This is a genomic window from Natronoarchaeum rubrum (genome assembly GCF_024494695.1).
Window position 1 is genome coordinate 16196 of sequence record NZ_JANHDP010000003.1, and the last position, 19609, is coordinate 35804.

Annotated in this window: 18 protein-coding genes and 1 tRNA gene; 8 read left to right on the forward strand and 11 right to left on the reverse strand. The window is 65.1% G+C overall.

Annotation, left to right across the window (positions count from 1 at the left end; all coding sequences use genetic code 11):
- Positions 1–66 precede the first annotated feature (66 nt).
- A complete protein-coding gene (locus NO931_RS07690) occupies positions 67–1602 on the reverse strand; it encodes a TrkH family potassium uptake protein (RefSeq protein WP_256391077.1) in 1536 nt (511 codons plus the stop codon).
- Between the two features lie 226 nt (positions 1603–1828).
- Here NO931_RS07690 and NO931_RS07695 point away from each other — a divergent pair, with 226 nt between their 5' ends.
- A complete protein-coding gene (locus tag NO931_RS07695; protein WP_256391078.1) occupies positions 1829–3325 on the forward strand; it encodes a TrkH family potassium uptake protein in 1497 nt (498 codons plus the stop codon).
- Positions 3326–3331: 6 nt separating this feature from the next.
- Here the strand turns inward: NO931_RS07695 and NO931_RS07700 are convergent, their stop codons facing one another.
- The 6 genes from NO931_RS07700 to NO931_RS07725 form a co-directional block, all read right to left on the reverse strand.
- Positions 3332–5032 carry a DUF262 domain-containing protein gene (locus tag NO931_RS07700; RefSeq protein WP_256391079.1) on the reverse strand — a complete coding sequence of 567 codons (1701 nt, stop codon included), beginning with the start codon at positions 5030–5032 and terminating at the stop codon, positions 3332–3334.
- Between the two features lie 171 nt (positions 5033–5203).
- A tRNA-Gly gene (locus NO931_RS07705) sits at positions 5204–5274 on the reverse strand.
- A gap of 239 nt (positions 5275–5513) precedes the next feature.
- On the reverse strand, positions 5514–6158 hold the full coding sequence (locus NO931_RS07710; RefSeq protein ID WP_256391080.1) for a class I SAM-dependent methyltransferase: 645 nt from the start codon (positions 6156–6158) through the stop codon (positions 5514–5516).
- A 128-nt stretch (positions 6159–6286) separates the two neighbouring features.
- On the reverse strand, positions 6287–8440 hold the full coding sequence (locus NO931_RS07715) for a type II secretion system F family protein (RefSeq protein ID WP_256391081.1): 2154 nt from the start codon (positions 8438–8440) through the stop codon (positions 6287–6289).
- The gene (locus tag NO931_RS07720; RefSeq protein ID WP_256391082.1) at positions 8441–10123 is read right to left on the reverse strand and encodes a type II/IV secretion system ATPase subunit; all 1683 of its coding nucleotides are present in this window, start codon (positions 10121–10123) and stop codon (positions 8441–8443) included.
- 101 nt (positions 10124–10224) lie between these two features.
- Entirely contained in the window at positions 10225–10737 is a 513-nt protein-coding gene (locus NO931_RS07725) for a DUF7549 family protein (protein ID WP_256391083.1), read from the reverse strand.
- Positions 10738–10868: 131 nt separating this feature from the next.
- Between NO931_RS07725 and NO931_RS07730 the strand changes: the two genes are divergently transcribed.
- The 3 genes from NO931_RS07730 (at position 10869) to NO931_RS07740 (ending at position 13161) form a co-directional block, all read left to right on the forward strand.
- Positions 10869–11339 (forward strand): DUF5793 family protein, encoded by a 471-nt coding sequence (locus NO931_RS07730; protein ID WP_256391084.1) that lies wholly within the window; start codon positions 10869–10871, stop codon positions 11337–11339.
- A 60-nt stretch (positions 11340–11399) separates the two neighbouring features.
- Entirely contained in the window at positions 11400–11648 is a 249-nt protein-coding gene (locus NO931_RS07735; protein ID WP_256391085.1) for a hypothetical protein, read from the forward strand.
- A gap of 85 nt (positions 11649–11733) precedes the next feature.
- Positions 11734–13161: a phosphohexomutase domain-containing protein gene (locus tag NO931_RS07740; protein ID WP_256391086.1), complete on the forward strand. Its 1428-nt coding sequence runs from the start codon at positions 11734–11736 to the stop codon at positions 13159–13161.
- A gap of 25 nt (positions 13162–13186) precedes the next feature.
- Here the strand turns inward: NO931_RS07740 and NO931_RS07745 are convergent, their stop codons facing one another.
- Complete coding sequence (locus NO931_RS07745) at positions 13187–14191, reverse strand: sodium:calcium antiporter (RefSeq protein WP_256391087.1); 1005 nt, start codon at positions 14189–14191, stop codon at positions 13187–13189.
- Between the two features lie 94 nt (positions 14192–14285).
- On the opposite strand from NO931_RS07745, the gene cdd reads away from it, so the two are divergent.
- Entirely contained in the window at positions 14286–14672 is a 387-nt protein-coding gene (gene cdd, locus NO931_RS07750; RefSeq protein WP_256391088.1) for a cytidine deaminase, read from the forward strand.
- A gap of 15 nt (positions 14673–14687) precedes the next feature.
- Here the strand turns inward: cdd and NO931_RS07755 are convergent, their stop codons facing one another.
- On the reverse strand, positions 14688–14912 hold the full coding sequence (locus tag NO931_RS07755) for a PLDc N-terminal domain-containing protein (RefSeq protein ID WP_256391089.1): 225 nt from the start codon (positions 14910–14912) through the stop codon (positions 14688–14690).
- Positions 14913–15002: 90 nt separating this feature from the next.
- Between NO931_RS07755 and NO931_RS07760 the strand changes: the two genes are divergently transcribed.
- Positions 15003–16319 (forward strand): PQQ-dependent sugar dehydrogenase, encoded by a 1317-nt coding sequence (locus NO931_RS07760; RefSeq protein WP_256391090.1) that lies wholly within the window; start codon positions 15003–15005, stop codon positions 16317–16319.
- A gap of 132 nt (positions 16320–16451) precedes the next feature.
- Positions 16452–17273, forward strand: coding sequence for a nucleoside phosphorylase (locus NO931_RS07765; RefSeq protein ID WP_256391384.1), 822 nt, complete (start codon positions 16452–16454; stop codon positions 17271–17273).
- 96 nt (positions 17274–17369) lie between these two features.
- Here NO931_RS07765 and NO931_RS07770 read toward each other — a convergent pair whose 3' ends face one another.
- On the reverse strand, positions 17370–17801 hold the full coding sequence (locus NO931_RS07770) for a DUF5518 domain-containing protein (protein ID WP_256391091.1): 432 nt from the start codon (positions 17799–17801) through the stop codon (positions 17370–17372).
- 232 nt (positions 17802–18033) lie between these two features.
- Here NO931_RS07770 and NO931_RS07775 point away from each other — a divergent pair, with 232 nt between their 5' ends.
- Positions 18034–18864, forward strand: coding sequence for a succinate dehydrogenase/fumarate reductase iron-sulfur subunit (locus NO931_RS07775; protein WP_259371424.1), 831 nt, complete (start codon positions 18034–18036; stop codon positions 18862–18864).
- Between the two features lie 31 nt (positions 18865–18895).
- Here NO931_RS07775 and NO931_RS20705 read toward each other — a convergent pair whose 3' ends face one another.
- Positions 18896–19546, reverse strand: coding sequence for a helix-turn-helix domain-containing protein (locus NO931_RS20705; RefSeq protein ID WP_256391093.1), 651 nt, complete (start codon positions 19544–19546; stop codon positions 18896–18898).
- Positions 19547–19609: the final 63 nt, after the last annotated feature.

A 19609-nucleotide genomic window follows, 5' to 3' on the forward strand; every position in this document is an offset into this window, starting at 1 on the left:
GGATGGCGGGGTCACCCCTCCCGAACAGACGCCACGGTGCACTACAGTCAGAACGACGTCGCCGGATCAGCGCCGCCAGAACGTCGGCGACAGCAACACCAGCACCGAGATGATCTCCAGGCGGCCGATCCACATCAGGAACGTCATGTACAGCTTCGCTGCGGCCGAGAACTCGCCGTAGCTGTTCATCGGGCCGACCTCCCCGAAGCCCGGTCCGATGTTGCCCAGCGTCGCCATCGTGACGCTCATCGCTTCCAGCCCGTTCAGCGACAGCCCCGGCGTCCGCAGCGTGTCGAGGTAGAGCAGCACGGTCGAGAGTGCGAACAACAGGAGAAACGTGAGCGTGAAGCCGACGAGCCCCATGAGCGTGTCCTCGTCGACGACCGACCCGGAGACGCGGATCGGCCGCACCGCCTCGGGGTGGACGGTCGTGTACAGCTCGCGGTCGATCAGTCGGGAGATCGCGTACCAGCGGACGATCTTGATCCCGCCGGCCGCCGAACCGACCGAGCCGCCCAGAAACATCGCGAACAGGAGGATCGTCTGGGCCGGCGCGCTCCACACGTTGAAGTCCATGCTCGCGTACCCCGTCGTCGTGACGATGGCGACGACCTGGAACAGCGCCTGCCGAAGCGCGGGCTCGATCGCGCCGACGATCGGCGCGACCTGACTCGGCGTCGAGTCGAGGCCGGGACCGGCGTACAGCAGGGCGGCGATGAGACCGCCGACGCTCGCCAGCGCCGCGAGATAGGCCCGGAACTCCGAATCATCGACGAGTCGCGAGGGATTGCCGTCGAGCGCGTGCCACAGCAGGGCGAAGTTCGTCCCGGCGACGATCATGAAGGGGATCATTGCCCACTGGACGATCGGCGCGAACGCCTCGGCGCTGCGGGCCTCCGGCGAGAACCCGCCGGTCGGCATCGTCGTCAGCGCGTGGGCGACGGCGTTGTAGACGGTCATCCCGTCGGCGGGTCCGAAGAGGTTCAGCGCGTAGTACACCGCCGCCGCGAGCAGCGTCAGGCCGGCGTAGATCTTCCAGAGCGCGCGGGCGGTCGAGGTGATCCGGGGCGTGAGCTTCTCCAGTTCGAACCCGGGCGCCTCCTCCTTGATCAACTGGGCCCCGCCGACCGACAGTTCGGGCAGGATCGCGACCATCAGAACGACGATCCCCATCCCGCCGAGCCACTGGGTGAGCTGTCGGTACATCATCATCCCGTGACCGTGGCGCTCGACCGAGATGTCGCTGAGCACCGTCGCACCGGTCGTCGTGAACCCGCTCATGCTCTCGAACAGGGCGTAGACGGGGTTTGCGACCGACCCCTGTCCGGCGACGAGGTAGGGAAGCGTCCCGATCAGCGGAACCGCGAGCCACGTCGCCCCGACGAGCAAGAACCCCTCCCGGTGGCCGAGATCCGGCTCCGGTCGAAGGCGCCGGAGCCCCTCGCCGACCGCGAGGGCGACCAGGATCGTCACGACGAACGGTAGCGGACTCTCGCCGTACCACAGCGAGACCAGTAGCGGGAACGCGAACGGGACGGTGATGTACTTCAGGACGGTCCCGACCAGGCTGAACGCCGCCCTGTAGTCGACGTGGCTCGGCATCGGATCGACGTACCCACAGGGCGACAAAAAAGCCTCTCACTTGCGACCGTACCGTCGTACCGTTCGACGATCCAGCGAGGGGCCGCACGTCGGCGTCGATGCGAGGTGGACAATCGGTACATCCATGTCGGCGAACGCACACAGTTACTACCAGTAGGCGAGTGATGTACGAGCCGCCGAGCCGCGACCACCGCAAGTTCTGTGCCATCCGATTGGAGCGACCACGATGACGGTCCGCGTCGACTGGCGAGTCAGCTGCAGCCTCGTCGGGACGATCCTCAAGTGGCTCTCGGTGCCGTTACTGATTCCGCTGGCGCTCGCGCTGTACGACCGCGCGGATGTCGTCCCGTTCCTGCTGACGATCGGCGTCACAGTCGCGGTCGGCGCGCTCCTCGAACGACTCGCCGACGAGCGCGATCTGGGAACCAGGGAGGCGTTCCTCATGGTCGCGCTCACGTGGCTCTCGGTCGCGCTCGTCGGCGCGATTCCCTTCGTGGCTGCGGGCGACGGGGCGCTCGCCCATCCCGTGAACGCGCTGTTCGAGAGCATGAGCGGCATCACGACCACCGGCGCCACCGCGGCGGTCGATTTCTCCGTCCACTCGCGGGCGGTGTTGCTGTGGCGACAACTCATCCAGTGGCTCGGCGGACTCGGCATCCTCATCCTCGCGACGGCGATCCTCTCGCAGCTCGGCGTCGCCGGCGCCCAGCTCATGGAGACCGAGACCCAGACGCGGAACGTCAACCGACTCACGCCGAAGATTTCCCACACCGCTCGGCTGCTCTGGGGGCTCTACGTCGGCCTGACGCTGCTTCTGATCGCGATCCTCGCCGGGCTGGGACTGGTCGGCGCGGCGCCGAACATGACGCTGTTCGACGCCGTCGCCCACGCCTTCACGACAGTCTCGACCAGCGGGTTCTCGCCCCGGCCCGAGAGTCTCGGCGCGTTCGCGCCGATCGTCCAGTGGGTCACGACCCTGTTCATGGCGCTGGGCGCGACGAGCTTCGTCCTGATCTATCTGGTCCTGCAGGGCAACGTCGAGCGCCTCTACGAGAGCGACGAGTTCCGCTTCTACGTCGCCATTCTCGGACTCTTTAGCCTCGTCGTCGTCGCCATCCTGTTCTCGGACGCGACCTACGCCGGGGACGTCGAACGGACGATCCGCCACGGCGTCTTCCAGGTCGTCTCGATCACGACGACGACTGGCTACGCGACCGTCGACTTCAACACGTGGTCGGCCTCGGCGAAACACCTCCTCTTTATCTGCATGTTCATCGGCGGGATGGCGGGCAGCACGACCTGCTCGATCAAGGCGCTGCGCTGGCTCATCGTGCTGAAGGGGTTCCGCCGGGACCTGTTCGTCGCGAGCCACCCCGCGGTCGTCAAGCCGGTCCGCCTGAGCGGCGACGTGATCGACGAGCAGACGATTCGCGACGTCTACGCCTACACGCTGGTCAGCCTCGTGTTCTTCATCGGCACCACCGTCTTCCTGGTGGTCGACAGCTCCCGCGTCGGCTTCCAGATCACCGAGTTCGAGGCCATGGGCGCCGCTGCGGCGACCTTTTTCAACATCGGCCCCGGCTTCGGCGTCGCCGGCCCCTACGAGACCTACGAGGTGTTTCCCGAGAGCACGAAGGTCGCGATGATTCTCCTGATGTGGATCGGTCGGATCGAGATCATCCCTGTGCTGGTGCTGTTGACGCCGTCGTACTGGCGGTCGTAGCGGGGATTATGTCCCCCAGAAGTTGATAATGTCTTCTGCAAGTTTCTCTGTCCGGTCATCGATAGCTTCAAACCCCCAGTTATCGTGCTCTTCAGGGATTTTCTTCGTCATCTGAATTTTCGAGTTACGATACTCTGCACATTTCTCAGCGAACGGATTATTGCTTGCTCGAACGTTCTGACTATCTGCAAGCAGTGTGAGATTCCCCAATCGAGACTTATAGAGATCAAAGCGTTCCTCGTTGTTATTGAATACTGCTTCCCAGGAACTGTATTTGTTTGACGACATAGCTCTCTGTGGAGCGATATGCTCTAGCTCAACCCGATCGGAATCGAGCTGTGTTTCAGGAGTTCCTGCCTGGTAGTAATCTTCCTCAAGTGTGCGAAGCATATTTCGGGTGAATGCGCTGTTTGGAAGCTCGCGTCCTTTCAGGATCTCGAACAACTGTTCGTCTTCAACCGTGCGTTCGTTGATCAGTTCCTCAATCGAGGGCTCCCAGTTACTCTGCTCGGCTTCTTTCAGTTGGCTCACGAACTGATACATACTATCCCGATGGTGGGCAGGATTTGCATCCTCAAGATTCAGCCGTACGTTGAGCTTATTTGCGAGGCGTAGAAGCTTCTCCATTTCATCCGCGTCGCTAACGTTCTCTACAAGATAAAGCAGGACAATTGGTGCGTGCGCATTTTTGCATTGGAAAAACCTCATCTGCTTGTTGATCTGATTACGCTTATTCCGCCGATACTTCCGAACCGTCCCCTCATGAATATCAATATATGTGTCTGTATAGTCTTCTAACTTCCCGACAAACCGTCGAATTTCTGTAGGTCCACTATGGGTATCGAGTGCCTCAGTGAAAACACGATAGAAATCCTTGCTCGTAATGCGTCCATGTGCTTGATACTGGTCATCTACGATGAGATAGTGAGTTATTGCCCGTCTTGGAGCTGCACTGCTGACTTTGTCATTCTCTTCAAGTCGCGTACTAATGTCCTCCCATCGCCGCCGAACGTCTCTTTCGTCCAATCCTGATTTCGTAGCTTCCTCTAAAAGTTTAGTTTTAGCAAGGTTGATTGGTGATAGTTCGAGTCCGCGCTCGTTCTGTGTCTGAAACACTTGATACGCAGCGGTCATGCTCCCACAGGACGTTCGAACAAGGTTCACGTGGTGAACAGTATTTTGAAGCATCTCCTCGCGCTCGTCTGCAGTCAGATCGGACACTTTGTCCGCGAAAAAGTCATAACATTCTCGGATAGGATGGTCCGAACCTACCTGTTCTACATCTCCATCGTAAATGTGTTGGTAGGCTTTATCATCGTTATCGAGAAGTTGTAAAGTACGAACGGATTTCCCAGTTTGATCATGCGTAGTGAGTATACTTTCAACGTTTTTGTGATCATCGGGGAGTCCTGCTACGTCGCGGATAGCACAGACTAAGATAGAAAACGTAGTCAATCGCTGCTGACCGTCAACGATCTTGTAGACCTGAACATCGTCATCTCCCTCATCATGATCTTCTACAAGGATGACCTGACCAACGAAATGAGAACTCTTGTAATCGGTACCGATACTGCTAATATCATTCCACAGTGCTATTCTCTGTTCCTCATTCCATTTATATTCTCTTTGGAATATTGGGACTTTGAATATTCGAGTTTTTTCACCGAGGAGATCAACAAGCCGTAGTTCTTCGGCCTCAAGATCCATATTAGAGCTTACCATGGATCCTGGTATGTCTAAAGCATTATAAAAACACCGTGAAATTGGTAGAGAACGGTAATATCCTACTTAGACTGAAAGTGGAGTCTTCGCAAACCAACGGATATTGCTACGCTAATCGCTGAGTAAAAATGTGAATAATGGATTAGAATTCAGAAGTGCGCCGGCCGGGATTTGAACCCGGGCCATGAGCTTGGAAGGCTCAGGTCCTACCACTAGACCACCGGCGCTTTCGTCACGCTGTTCCTCATGCGCCGTAGATCGCGATTCCTTCGGAATCGCTCACCACCGGCGCTCGTTTTTCGCGCCGCATATCGGCGCGTCACACCCCACGACGCGCTTTGGCGCGTGCTGTGGCGTGTACTGAAACCGGGCAATCGAACGATCGCCCGGGGGATCGCGCGACCGCGATCCGCCGGTGGGCCATTGAGCCCACACCAGCGTGCGTCCTTCCCTTTTCGGGCGGCGGTTAAGGGTGTTTCCCTTTTCCGACGACGGCATAGCAGTTCCCGCTGGAGAGGAACACGTCCTCGGCGATCAGATCGCTCGCCGCGATATCGGCTCGGAACTCGTCGGGATCGTAGACGTGGTAGAACCGCGGCACCGTTTCGCCGCCCGGCAGCGTCCAGTCGACCGTCGTGTCGAACCCCTCCGAGCGGTCGAAGCGGTCGTGCGTGGTGCTCCACGCCGAGACGAGCGCGCGGCCCTCCGGTGCGAGAGCGCGGGCGAGCTCGTCCAGGCTTCGGCGTCGCGCAGCACGGTCCGGAAGGTGGTGGAGCGTGGCGACGTACACCGCGACGTCGACGACGCCCGCTGCGATCGGGAGCCGCCCGGCGTCGCCCTGCACGAGATCGACGTCGAAGCCGCGCTCGCCGCGGCGCTTCCGGGCGGTGTCGAGCAGCCCGCGGCTCACGTCGACGCCGATCACCCGGTCGACGCGCTCGGCCATCGGCTCGGCGTGGCGGGCGTTGCCGCAGCCGAGATCGAGGCCGACGGCGCCCTCGACGCCGTCGAGGAACGTCTCTACCTCCGGCCAGGGGTACTCCCGGGTCGACGCGAAGTGCTCGGCGATGTCGTCGTACGTGTCGCGCACGTGGTCGGGCGCCCGGTCCATGCCCGACCGGAGTGGGTCGGCGACCAAAGTCGCGGCGATCCGTCGATCCGGTGGAGGACGCCGTCGAGACGGGTCGCGTGGCGGCGCCGTGGGACGCCATCGCGTCGCGACGCCGAGCGCGCCGCCGCTCAGATGAACAGGAAGGTCAGATACGCGACCGAGAGCAACACGGCGGCGTGTTTCGCGCCGTCGGCCAGCCGGCCGCCGCTCATCTGGCCCGCGATCAGGCCCGAGAACAGCGCCTGCAGCGAGGTCGTGTGGAAGAAGATCACGGTGTAGGCCGACTGGTTGATCGACCCGAGCTCTTCGAGCACCTGCGTGATCGCGAACTGGCCGGCCGCGCCGCTGGCTTCCGGCAGCACGCTCTCGTCGGGGAGGTTCGGGATCAACACGGTGTCGAGCGCGCCGACGATCAACAGGAACACCCCGAAGGCGACGTAGACGACCACGACGTAGGTGAGCATCTCGTCCTTGCGGGCGCGCTTGAGCCGTCGGTCGGACTTGGCTTGCGCCGCGGCGATCCGAAGCACGCGGGCGAGATCGCCGCTGGCGTTGATCGCGTTCGTGGTCAGGGTGACGACTCGCGAAATCGTCCGCGTCCGGACGCGGTGCTCGAACCGCCGCAGCGCCATCTCCACGTCGGCGCCCCACCGGATGTCCGCCCAGACGCGGTCGAGTTCGGGGTTGAGCGCGCCGAGGTCGCTCTTTCGCACGCGGTCGATGCTCTCGACGACGGTCATCCCCGCCTCGTTGACGCTCGCGAGCCGATCGAGGAAGTCGGGCACCGACGCCTCGATCGTGTCGATCCGGCGCCGGTGGATCTCGTAGGCGATCGCGAACGTCCCGACGACGAACAGCGTCGCCTGGAGCAGGAAGTCGTCGACGATCAATCGGAGCGGGACGCCCAGGTGGACGGCCACCGCGAACCGCAACGCTGTCAGGAGACCGACGATCGGGATCGTCGCCCACAGTAGCGTTTTCGGGCGCTCGATGATCGTCTGGACCGGATTCCCGAAGTTATCGCGGAGCCACTGGAACTGGCGGTAGAGCCGGAGGCGTTCGAGGTTCCCGGCGCGTCGGTCGGACTCGGGCGCCGTCGGCGTCCCGCCGTCGGAGCGGGTCGTCGCTCCGCCGGACCGCGCCTTCGTCCCCGCCGACCGATCGGTCGTGTTCTCCGCCCGGCGCACGTCCGAGAGCCGGATCGAGGGATCGAACGAGGGGGCGAACTGCTCGCCGCCGCTCGACTCGCCCATCGCCGAGCCGAGATAGAGTATGAACGCGATGTTCGCGACCGGCAGCAAGACGTACACGACCACCCGGAGCAGCGCCAGCGTGTCGGTTAGCGAGATGCCGAGCACGACGAGGATCGTGATCAGGAACAGCGGTAACACCACCAGTAGCGTCACGTACACCTCCGCGAGCGTCGCGAGCTCGTTGAGTAGGCGGTCCTGCTGGTCTTCGGCGTCCTGCTGGAACTCGGCGTGTCGCTGTTCGAGGAAGTCAGCGAGGCTCTGCCCGCTCTGGAGGACGCTCGAGAGGTTCTCGGCGAACTCCTTGAACTTCGGACTCGGCGTCCGGCGGGCCATCGTCCGGATCGCGGTGACCATATCCTTGCCGAACATGTCCATGTTCCGGACGGCGACGCCGACCTCCGCGGCCGGTTCCCCGTAGACGTGCTCGTGGTCGGCCAGAATCCGGAGCACGGTCGGGAACTCCATCCCGCTCCGGGAGAGGGCGTACATGAACGAGACCGTCTCGGGGAGGTTCGCGTCGATGTTTCGTCGACGCTGCCCGGCGAGGTAGGAGGGGTACCACCACCGGAGGTAGTACGTGGCGACCGCGAGGACGACGGCGACCGCGATCGCCGAGCCGACCTGAATTGCCAGCAGCGTCGTCCCGGTCGGCTGTGGCTGCCCGAAGGCGCCGGCGACGAACTCGACGGTGCCGGGAAGACTCGCCCTGACGGTCTTCTGGGGCGTTTGGAGCAGTCGAACGGCGCCCCACTGCAGGTACAGCCCGGCGGCGGCGCCGACGACGGCGCCGAAGACGGCGTACAGCAGGGTCCGGGCGGCGTAGATGCGGTACGTCGTCGGGACGTGCGCAGTTCGAAGCCGTCGCTTGCGAAGCTGGCGATTGCGGCCGACTCGATGGACGAAGTCGCCGAACGCGAGCAACGATACCCGGGAGACGATCCGCTCGACGCGCGTGCTCAGCGGCGCGAGCGCGACCGGAACGAGCACCGCGACGGCGATCGCCAGCGGGACGAAGTCGTACGGCGCCATCTAATCGACCGTCGGCGCGGGCGCCGCCGCTGCCTCGTCGATCCGGTCCATCACTGACTCGGAGTCGGCGTAGTACTCGTTGACCAGCGCGGTAAAGCGCCGGTAGTCCGTCACGTCGTTGTCCCGGAGGTACTGCAGGAAGCGTCGTCGATCGCGAAGCTCCGAGAGCAGTTCGGCCTGCGTCCAGGCGCGATCCTCTCGGATCTCGTCGAGGACGACGCTGCTGCCGTTGTCGCGGAACGTGTCGTCGTCGCCGTCCCAGGCGTACGTCGTCGAGTAGTCGAGTTCGCCGGTGCGCTGGTCGATCCCCTCGATCTCGGCGACAGTCTTGTTCCGGCGGACGCGCTCGTCGTCGAAGCGGGTCAGCGTCTGGACGCAGAGCACGTCCAGCGACTGGACCATCGCGCGGGGCACGTTGATCGGCTCGTTCTCCAGCCGGTTGATCACCGTCTGGACCGAGTCGGCGTGCATCGTCGAGTACGTCGTGTGTCCGGTGTTCATCGCCTGGAACAGCGTGATCGCCTCCTCGCCCCGGACCTCGCCGACGACGATGTACTCGGGGCGATGCCGCAGCGCCGATCGCAGCAGATCGTACATCGTGATGTCGTTGCCCTCGTGGAGCCGTTCCCGGGTCACCGAGGAGAGCCAGTTGCCGTGGTACAGCGTCAGCTCCCTGGTGTCCTCGATCGAGAGCACCTTCGAGCGGGGCGGGATGAACATCGAGATGGCGTTCATCGAGGTCGTCTTCCCCGAGGCCGTTCCGCCGGCAAAGATCAGCGACTTGTTGTGCTCGATCGCCAGCCAGAGGTACGCCATCTGGTCGACGCTGAAGGTGCCGTACTCGATCAGGTCGATCGGGGTAAAGGGCTCGTCGGAGTACTTTCGGATCGTAAAGGCCGACCCGCGCGGCGTGACCTCCTCGCCCAGCGCGAGTTCGGCACGGCTGCCGTCGGGGAGCGTGCTCTCGACCATCGGCTCCCCGACGCTGATGTGCCGACCCGACTGCTGGGCCAGCCGGACGACGAAGTTGTCCAGCGCCTCCTGCTCGAAGGAGACGTTCGTCTTCACGTCGGTGTACTCGTCGTGGTAGACGAAGATCGGCAGTTCGTAGCCGTCACACGAGATGTCCTCGACGTGGGGATCGTTGATGATCGGATCGATCTTCCCGTAGCCGCGAAATGCCCGGAAGAGATAGTAAAACAGCCGGTGGACCGTCGCGCCGTCGACCTCGGCGCCGTAGCGCTCTAGGTGTTCGCGGAGTTCCTCGCGCAGCACGCTTTCGACGTCCTCGTCGGCGATGTCCGGCCGGTAGACGAGCGGATCGCGGATGTCCTCGAACAGCAACTCCAGCAGCTCGTACTCGTCGGCCGCGAGCTCGGGTTCGACGACGTAGTAGAGGTGTTCGCTCTCCTCGGGATCGTAGTTGATCGAGACGAACGCGAACGGCGCGTTCACCCAGTATCGGTCGATCTCCTCGTACCCATCTAACCCGTCGAACGAGACGATCTCGCCGTGACGACCGGGAGCGTACGGCTCCCCGGGAACGGTCGATCCCCGGAGCAGCTCGACCGCGCGGCGGAGGCGTCGCTTGAGACGGTCGATCCGCGTCTCCGACGCGGCGTCGTCGCTGGTCGGTCCGTCGGCGCCCAGCTGGATCCCCCGCGGCTCGTCCGTGTCTGTCATGGTGGTCGCGCACCGGCGTAGGGACGGCTTACCGTCGGTACGCTGATCTAACCGTGCCAAGGTGGTCGGGAACCTTAAAATGGGCGGCCGGGTCGATCGCGTCAGACGAGATCCGCGCGGAGCAACACGCCTGCCAGCAGGCCAAGCACCGCGAGCCCGATCGGGATCGGGATGCCGCCGCCGAAGTCGCCGTTCGTCGCGATCGCGACCGTCGCGGCCGAAAGCAGCGCTGTCGCCACTGCGAGCAGCCCGCCCATCACGCGTACCGGATGGACCGGCGACCGATCCTCGACGGCGTCTTCGGCGGCGTACATCGCGACGGAGAGCAGGACGGCCAGCCCGACGATCGCGGCGCCGGCAATCCAGACGTAGTACAGCGTCTCCGAGACGCCCGACACCAGATCGAGCGCGGCGATCGGGTGGTGGAACAGCCGCTGCTGATCGCGGGGGAGCCCGAAGATATACCGCACCTGCAGGAACGGGAAGCGCAGAAACAGCGCCGACAGCTCGGTCCCCGGAATCGACGCGTAGGTGACGTTCCAGGGCAACACGGCAGCCAGCCAGGCCGACACGACCGCCAGCTCGCCGGCGTACTCGGAGCGAACCCAGGCCATTGTACCTGACGAGCGCGGACCCCGGCGGCTAAAAGATTCCGGCTCGGCGTCGCGCGATCGCAGGCCGCGAACGCTACGCTTTCAGGCGTTACGTTCATTGCCCGTGAGTCCGTATCCGATTCACACAGGGAATGAGGCGCGATTACTTCACACTGGAGGTCAGCAACGTCGACTGGGTCGAAGACGACGGCGAACCCGCGAAGCCGACGGTACGGATCGACTTCGAGGGCCCCGCCTCGACGCTCCGCGAGCGCCTCACAGGAACGGACGACGAACTGCTCGACGCCGACCAGACCGACGTCGCCTACCGGCTCCAGACGTCGCTCGACGACGACGCGACCGGCGTCGTCAGCGTGACCAACCGGATCACCGGGGACTTCGTGCTCGAACTCAACGAGGACGCCGACGACGTGCTCAAGTTCATCCGGGCGGCCCGCCGCTACGGCGAGGAGGACCCCGACTCCGACGGCCGCTACGACGTCCGGATCCACATCGAGGGCGACGAACTCGTCACCTACGACAAGCGGACGTTCCTCGTCTACAACGAGGAGGGCAACCTGCTGCGGAACCACAGCCTCATCCCGAGCGGCGTCGAACTGTAGCGTCGCTCGATTTCTTCGCTCTTCGATTCGTCTTTGATCGCGGAGCGTTCGCATAATCTCATGAGTCTTCTCGGATCGAGTGAAAGGGAGGCCGCTGGAACCGCTCTCGTTTCGGTACTGCTGTCGACGCTGGTGTTGCTCGCGAACGAGATTCTGTACCGACTGAGCCTCCTGTCCGACGTCGATCCCGGGATCCTCTACGAGATTGCGGCCGTTATCGGCTGGCTGGCACTCATTTCGTCCGCGACGTATTTGCTCGTGGGCCTTCGGACGTACTTCCCCGTCGTCGATTTTACCGACGGCCAGTAATTGCCCACCCAGCGCCGCCTAGTTTTCCGGACCGCCTCGTGTCCGTTCGGGTGCATTTACGGTCGTCCGGCCCGGTCATTTCAGTATGAACCTGTTCGGAACGGCCGGGATCCGGGGGCCGGTCAGCGAGCGAGTGACGCCGGAGCTGGCGCTGTCGGTGGGACGTGCGGTCGCCACCCACGCGAGGGAGGCAGATACGGACGCCGGGACCGGGAGCGACGCCGACGCCGCCGCGGCGTCACGACCGGCGGTCGTCCTCGGTCGCGACGGTCGCGAGACCAGCGACGCGCTCGCGGCCGCCGTCGAAGCGGGCCTCGAAAGCGCCGGTGCCGACTGCCGCCGCGTCGGCGTCGTGCCGACGCCGGCGCTGGCGTACGCCTCGCGAGGCCGTCGGGGTGTGATGATCACGGCGAGCCACAACCCGCCGACCGACAACGGCATCAAACTGTTCGCGAACGGCGTCGAGTACGACCGTGCCGCCGAGCAACGGATCGAGTCGCTGGTCGCCGACCACCAGCACTCGGCGCCGTGGGACGAGTGGGGATCGACCGGTTCGGTCGACGTGATCGGCGTCTACCGCGACGACGTCGTCGAGTACGCCCGCGAGTTCTTCGGCGCAGCGACGCCGCTGTCCGGCCTCTCGATCGTCGTCGACTGCGGCAACGGAATGGCGAGTCTCGGGACGCCCCAGGTGCTCCGGGCGCTGGGCGCGCACGTCGTCACGCTGAACGCCAACGTCGACGGCCACTTCTCCGGTCGCGAGAGCAAGCCGACGCGGGAGTCGCTCGGTGACTTGCTGGCGTTTCTGGCGGACGGCGAGTTCGACTTCGGCGTCGCCCACGACGGCGACGCCGACAGGATCGTGGTCGCCGACGGCGACGGCGAGATCGTCGACGAGAACACCGTGCTGGCGGTGCTCGCGGCGCGATACGTCCGGGAGTCGCGCGCCGACGATCCGGTCGTCGTGACGACGCCGGACACCTCCGCGCGGATCGACGAGCTGGTCCGGGAGGCCGGCGGCCGAACCGAGCGCGTTCGGCTCGGCGCGCTCCACGAGGGGATGGCCCGAGAGCGCGCGGTCGGCGACGAGAGTACCGAGGTCGCCTTCGCCGCCGAGCCCTGGAAGCACGTCCACCCGGCTTTCGGCGGGTGGATCGACGGCATCGTCAGCGCGGCGATGTTCTCCGGGTTGGTCGCCGAAGCCGGCGACATCGAGGCCGTGCGGGCGCCGGTCACCGAGCGGCCGTACCGACAGGTCAACGTCGAATGTCCCGACGACGCCAAGGACGCCGCGATGCAGCGCCTGAAGACGACGCTGCCCGAGCTGTTCCCCGAAGGCGACGTCTCGACGGAGTACGGCGTCCGGATCGAACTGCCGGACGCGGCGTGGGTGCTCGTCCGCCCCAGCGGCACCGAGCCCTACGTCCGCGCCTACGCCGAGAGCGAGGACGTCGACGCGCTGGTCGAGGAGACCGTCGACGCCGTGGATGAGGCCGTCGCGGACAGTCGGTAAGGAGCGTCGAAGCAGTTACGTGCTCTCAAATTCCCCGCACCGTGTCGATCACGCCGACGGACTCCAGCGTCATCCAGAGCAGAAACAGCCCGTACAGCCCGAGGAAGCCGTAGGCTTCGAGGTCGGTGAGTTCGAGATCCGTGCGGGCGAACACGACGAACACCAGCGTCGCAAACGCCAGAAATCCCATCGTCGGGATCGCCGCGAGGAAGTTAATCGTCGCCTCCCCGGCCAGCAGAACGCCGACCGGAATCGCGACCAGCAGGTTGAACGTGTTGCTCCCGAGGACGTTCGTGATGCTGGTGACGCTCTCGCCGTTCCTGGCGGCGTTGACGCTCACGAAGGCGTCGGGTAGGCTCGTCGCGGCGGCGATCACGGTCAGCCCCCAGAGGAAGCTCGGCGTTCCGAACGCGTCGCCGAAAGTGAGCGCCGCGCGGACGATCCCCTCGACGCCGACCGCGATCAGCGCGAGCGCGACCGTGAGCACGGCCCACTCCCGGCGGTGATCGACGTTGACGGTCGGCGCGGCGTACTCGCTGGCGTCCTGCTGGTGGAGGAAGACGTAGATGCCGTAGGTCGCGATGGGGAGGATGGCTAGCGGGCGCGTCAGGATTGCCTCGCTGTTGGTCCCGCCGGGGACGTACGTGGCGCCGAGCGCGAACACGATGAAGAGCACGAGAACGCTGATGATGTAGAACTGCGCGTCCTTGTGGACGATGTCGCGGGTGGCCTCCAGCTGGTCGGTCGCGAGCGCCGAGACGGCCGGGATCACGAGCAGATTAAAGATCGCGCTGCCGACGATCGTGCCGACGCCCAGCGAGAACTCGTCGTGGACGAGCGTGCTGATGACGACGGAGCTGAGTTCGGGGAAGCTCGACCCGATCGCGACGACGACGGCGCCGTGGACCGCAACCGGCAGCCCGTAGTACTGGCTGAGGCGCTCGGCCGACCGTTCGAGGTACTCGCTGCCCTTCCAGATGACGCCCGTCGAGACGATCGCCAGTCCGAGAGCAACGAGGAGACCGGTCATCGAACCAACCTACTCGGCAGGGGCTGAAAGGTGTAGGTCATTCGAGACGACGCTGAGCGCCGGCTACTTGTGGCCCCTGCTCGAACACGCCGGCATGGACGATCTGATCGAAGCCGCCCGGGAAGCGCGAGAGGCGTCGTACGCTCCCTACTCCGAGTACGAGGTCGGCGCCGCGCTACGGACTGCCGACGGGACCGTCTTCACCGGCTGTAACATCGAGAACGCGAACTACTCCAACAGCCTGCACGCCGAGGAGGTCGCGCTGGCGGAAGCCGTCCGCGAGGGCCACCGCTCGTTCGACGCGGTCGCGGTCAGCACCAGCGAACTGGACGGCCAGACGCCCTGCGGGATGTGTCGCCAGTCGCTCACCGAGTTTTGCGACGACGACCTCCGAGTCCTCTGCGACGAGGGCGAGGAACGCAGCGAGTACACGCTCGGGGAACTGCTGCCGAACACGATTTCTCGGGACGATCTGGAGTAACCGGCGTTCGGGCTCTCAGAACTGGCTTCGGGTTCCACCTTGTCCGCCCGCTCCGTCGCGACCGATGAGCAGGTACAGGAGAAGCCCGAGGAGGTTCCCGAAGAACACGACGAGCGCCCAGAGGAGCGCACTGTCGGAACTGTTTCGTTGGGCGTCGCTGTACACCCACAGCGGTATGACAATGGAGAGGACCAGCATCAGAAGCGCGACGATCACGAACGCGAAACCGAGACCTGCCATAGTCGGTGGCCGGAGTGGAAGCAGTAAATATTTTGTCGTTTCTAGCTGACACAGAGCTACGTATTTCCGCTTCGCACCGTAACCACCGGTATGAACGGCCGTTTCGGTCGACGCCGATTCCTCGCCGCCGGACTCGCGGGAGCGGCGACCGGGCTCGCCGGCTGCGGACAGTTGCGCGGTTCGTCGGACGCCGCCGACCAGCCGCTGATCGACGACCAGCTACCGGACTCGGTACGGCTTCGACGCGTCGCCGGCGGCTTCGACGCGCCGGTGGCGCTCGCACCTGTGCCGGGGACTGACCGCCAGTATCTCGCCGACCAGTCGGGTAGCATCTCGGTGCTCGACGCGGATGGCGTCCGCGACGACCCACTGCTGGATCTGGGCGACGCCGTGGAATTCGGCGGCGAGAAGGGGCTGCTCGGCGTCGCGCTCCACCCGAACTTCGAGCAGAACCGGCGACTGTTCGTCCGCTACAGCGCGCCGTCGCGCGACGGGACGCCGGAACGCTACAGCCACACGTTCGTCCTCGCGGAGTTTCTGGTCGGTGAGGACGGGTTCCGGGCGTCCGCCGACACCGAGCGGACGCTCCTCGAAATCCCCGAACCCCAGTCGAACCACAACGCCGGCGCGCTCGCGTTCGGCCCCGACGGCTACCTCTACGTCGCGGTCGGCGACGGCGGTGCAGGTGCGGACGCCGGAACCGGGCACGTCGACGACTGGTACGACGCGGTCGAAGGGGGCAACGGACAGGACGTCACCGAGAACCTGCTGGGGAGCCTGCTGCGCATCGATGTCGACGGCGACGACGAGCGCGGGACGTACGCGATTCCCGAGGATAACCCTCTGACCGACGGCGACGGGCTGGCCGAGCAGTACGCCTGGGGGTTCCGGAACCCGTGGCGCTTCTCGTTCGACGGCGACTCGCTGCTCGTCGCGGACGTCGGGCAGTCCGAGTTCGAGGAAGTCAATCTCGTCGAGCGCGGCGGCAACTACGGCTGGAACGTCCGCGAGGGCTCGCAGTGCTTCCGCGCCGAGGACTGCCCGACCGCGACGCCCGAGAGCGTCCGCGGCGGCGAGCCGCTCGTCGATCCGGTCGTAGAGTACGCCCACGGCGGCAACCCGGTCAACGGTGTCGCCGTCGTCGGCGGGTACGTCTACCGCGGCTCGGCGCTCCCGGATCTGGAGGGACGGTACGTCTTCGCCGACCTGCGACCCGACGGTCGGCTGTTCGTCGCCGAACCGTCGGGGACCGAGGAGCGCTGGCCGATGGGAACGATCGAGATGGACGCCGACGGCGGGGCGCCGGATCAGATCTACTCGCTCGGGCGCGGTCGGGACGGGGTGCTGTTCGTTCTCGGCATCGAGGGGGGCGACGGGAGGGTCTACCGAGTCGTTCCTGCCGGGTGACCGAGACACCGCACGGCCTCAACCGGCCGCCCGGCGACGACCTATTTACCGTCCGCTGACAAACGACCGGACATGACCGAGCGAGACGACGCCGAGAGACCGGCGGACGCCGAAGCCGGGGCCGACACCGAGGTGCCGGGCGACAGCGAGGATCCGAACGAGGGCGAGCAGTACCACCTCGAAGTCGGTCCCGGCGACGTGGCCGACGCCGTACTCCTGCCGGGCAACCCCGAGCGCGTCCCGAAGATCACCGAGTTCTGGGACGACGGCGAGGAAGTCGGACGCCACCGCGAGTACCGAACGGTGACCGGCACCTACGACGGGGCGCCGATCAGCGTCACGTCGACCGGCATCGGCTCGCCCTCCGCGGCGATCGCGGTCGAGGAGCTGGCCCGCGTCGGCGCCGACACGCTGGTCCGAGTCGGCTCCTGCGGCACCATCCAGCCCGAGATGTCGGTGGGCGACCTGGTGATCACGACCGGCGCGGTCCGCCAGGAGGGAACCAGCGCCGAGTACGTCCGCGAGGACTACCCCGCCAGCGCCGACCACGAAGTCGTCTCGGCGCTGATCGCGGCCGCCGAGCGGCTGGGCTACGAGTACCACACCGGGATCACGATGAGCGCCGACAGCTTCTACGCCGGTCAGGGACGCCCCGGCTTCGAGGGGTTCGAGGCCGCCAGGAGCGAGCGACTCGTCGACGATCTCCGGGAGGCCAACGTCGCGAACATCGAGATGGAAGCCAGCGCGATCCTGACGCTGGCGAACCTCTACGGGCTGCGCGCCGGGGCGGTGTGTACGGTGTACGCGAACAGGGAGACCGGCGAGTTCCGGACCGAGGGCGAGCAGCGGGCCGCCGAGACGGCGTCGCTAGCGGTTGCGCTGCTCGCGAAGATGGACGAGATCAAGCGCGAGCGCGGCGTCGATCGGTGGCACGCGGGACTGTCGCTGGAGTGAGTCCGAATTAGTCCTGCACGAAAGATAGTAGCGCAGTTTCTGGTCTTCGGAATGGGGGCGTGATTCGAGGACGGCACAGAAGTTTCGCCCGACGGGCTATCGGTGTGGCGCGTCCGCGTCGGCCGACCATCGAGAGGCGACGGTGTTCGCCATCCAACCACCGGCACGACCGAATCCGATACCGAAGAGGGAAGCGACGCACACCACCAGTCCGCCGGCGAAGATCCAAAAAACGACTCTGGGTAGCGGCCACGCGACCGTCGTACCCGCTGTCAGAAGGAAGATGAGCACTCCGAGGACGGCGCCGGTGAATCCAGCGCGGAGTCCGGCAGCACTCGGATCCGACGAACGGATTGCGGCGACGACTCCCGCGATGAACGCCCCGAAGATCATGATGCCGCCGCCGACGGTCGCCTCCGAGTTCGGCAGCCGATTCAGAACGGCGGTGATCGGTAGCGAGGCCAGCGCACCGACGAGCGCGAATCGCCACGAATCAGGGAGGACGTGTCCCCGGGAAGATGACTGCATATTCGATTTTCAGAATTGCCGACAGGATAAATGTTCGTGGGATCGGGCCACGTGGGCCGTACGATCGAACTGGGAGGAGTTCGATGCGTAATCAAGCACTGGACTCGGTGGTACCCACCGCCGCTTATTGACTCGGCGACCCTCTTGTACGACGGGGGAGAACCACGTGAGCCAGCAACAGCAAGAGGAGCCGGGGGAGGCTGACAGGGAAGAGGGGGTGCCGGACCGCGAGATGTACGGCCAGCGATCGCCCCAGCAGGAGCGCATGGCCGAGAAGACGCGCCGAGCGAGCGAGGCGGCCGAGCGCCGGGAGCGCGAGGCCGAGGAAGGCGTCGAGACGGCGCGCCTCAAAGTGTTCCGGTACGATCCGGAGGTCGAGGGGAAACAGGAACCGCGCTTCGACGCCTTTCACGTCCCCTTCGAGAAGGGGATGACCGTACTCGACGCGCTGATCTACGCCCGGGACCACTTCGACTCGTCGCTGACCTTTCGTCACTCCTGCCGGCAGGCGATCTGCGGGTCGGACGCCTTCTTCATCAACGGTCGCCAGCGCCTGGGCTGCAAGACCCAGATCCAGGCCCTCGAAGAGCCCGTGCGGGTCGAGCCGCTACCCCACATGGACGTGATCAAGGACCTGGTAGTGGAGATGGAGGACTTCTACGATCAGATGAAGGCCGTCGAGCCGTACTTTCAGGGCGAGGACGCGCCGCTGATCAAGGAGTTAGAGGAGCAGCGCCAGAGCCCCGAAAACCACGAGTACGTCAAGATGTCGACCCGCTGCATCTGGTGTGGCGCCTGCACGTCCTCCTGTAACATCGCCGCCGACAGCGAGTATCTGGGGCCAGCCTCCGTGAACAAGGCCTACAAGTTCATCATGGACGAGCGCGAGGCCGACCCCGAGATCACCCAGCACCGCATGGAGATCATGGAGTCCGAGCGCGGCGTCTGGCGCTGCCAGACGCAGTTCTCCTGTACCGAGGTGTGTCCGAAAGACATCCCGCTGACTGAACACATCCAGGAACTCAAGCGGGAAGCCGTGAAGCGAAACCTGAAGTTCTGGTAGCGATCAGTCGTCCGCGTCACCCTCCACTTCCTCACTCCGCGATCGCCGCGTCGACCAGTCGCGCCTCCGCGTTCCGCAGGAGCGTCGACGCCGCGCTCTCCGAGCAGCCGAGTTCCGACGCGACGGCCGACAGCGAGGCGGTTCGCGGGACCTCGAAGTACCCCAACTCGCGGGCGACCGACAGCGCCTCGAACTGTCGCCGAGTGAGCCGACCGGCCAGCGACCCCGAGAGCCGATCGTGGTCGCCGACGCGCTCGACATCGATCTCGACGCCGTCGGGGAAGCCATCGAGCAGCCCGGTGAGCGAATCCTCCGTTCCGAGCGCCGTCATGCGCACCCGCGACGAGTCCTCGTACACGATCGGCGGGACGATCACGAGCCCGCGGTCGTCGAACGGTTCCAGCAGCGACGCGTCGGCGTCGCGCAGATCCATCTCGGCGTAACCGTAGAACCGGTCGTGGTCGATCGGCGCGACGTCGAACCGTCGGACGGCGTCGATCCCCTCGACGACCTCTCTGCACCGTCGACGGTCGCCGACGACGAGGGAGAGAAAGCAGACGACGCCCTCGCCGGGCCGTACCCGCCACGAGAGCACCTCTTCGCGGACGACGTACCCCTCGTAGTCCGGGGTGGGCAACTGCATCGATTCCGGAAGCGAGATCGTCAGGTCGACGGACTGCACGCGATCGGGTTGCGTACCCGGATATAAAAACGTTCACTGCTTCGCGCGAACGCCGACGGTCGC

Coding starts and splice junctions, on each gene's coding strand:
- NO931_RS07690 (WP_256391077.1), bottom strand. CDS start 1,602: ATGCCGAGCCACGTCGACTACAGGGCGGCGTTCAGCCTGGTCGGGACC.
- NO931_RS07695 (WP_256391078.1), top strand. CDS start 1,829: ATGACGGTCCGCGTCGACTGGCGAGTCAGCTGCAGCCTCGTCGGGACG.
- NO931_RS07700 (WP_256391079.1), bottom strand. CDS start 5,032: ATGGATCTTGAGGCCGAAGAACTACGGCTTGTTGATCTCCTCGGTGAA.
- NO931_RS07710 (WP_256391080.1), bottom strand. CDS start 6,158: ATGGACCGGGCGCCCGACCACGTGCGCGACACGTACGACGACATCGCC.
- NO931_RS07715 (WP_256391081.1), bottom strand. CDS start 8,440: ATGGCGCCGTACGACTTCGTCCCGCTGGCGATCGCCGTCGCGGTGCTC.
- NO931_RS07720 (WP_256391082.1), bottom strand. CDS start 10,123: ATGACAGACACGGACGAGCCGCGGGGGATCCAGCTGGGCGCCGACGGA.
- NO931_RS07725 (WP_256391083.1), bottom strand. CDS start 10,737: ATGGCCTGGGTTCGCTCCGAGTACGCCGGCGAGCTGGCGGTCGTGTCG.
- NO931_RS07730 (WP_256391084.1), top strand. CDS start 10,869: ATGAGGCGCGATTACTTCACACTGGAGGTCAGCAACGTCGACTGGGTC.
- NO931_RS07735 (WP_256391085.1), top strand. CDS start 11,400: ATGAGTCTTCTCGGATCGAGTGAAAGGGAGGCCGCTGGAACCGCTCTC.
- NO931_RS07740 (WP_256391086.1), top strand. CDS start 11,734: ATGAACCTGTTCGGAACGGCCGGGATCCGGGGGCCGGTCAGCGAGCGA.
- NO931_RS07745 (WP_256391087.1), bottom strand. CDS start 14,191: ATGACCGGTCTCCTCGTTGCTCTCGGACTGGCGATCGTCTCGACGGGC.
- cdd (WP_256391088.1), top strand. CDS start 14,286: ATGGACGATCTGATCGAAGCCGCCCGGGAAGCGCGAGAGGCGTCGTAC.
- NO931_RS07755 (WP_256391089.1), bottom strand. CDS start 14,912: ATGGCAGGTCTCGGTTTCGCGTTCGTGATCGTCGCGCTTCTGATGCTG.
- NO931_RS07760 (WP_256391090.1), top strand. CDS start 15,003: ATGAACGGCCGTTTCGGTCGACGCCGATTCCTCGCCGCCGGACTCGCG.
- NO931_RS07770 (WP_256391091.1), bottom strand. CDS start 17,801: ATGCAGTCATCTTCCCGGGGACACGTCCTCCCTGATTCGTGGCGATTC.
- NO931_RS07775 (WP_259371424.1), top strand. CDS start 18,034: ATGTACGGCCAGCGATCGCCCCAGCAGGAGCGCATGGCCGAGAAGACG.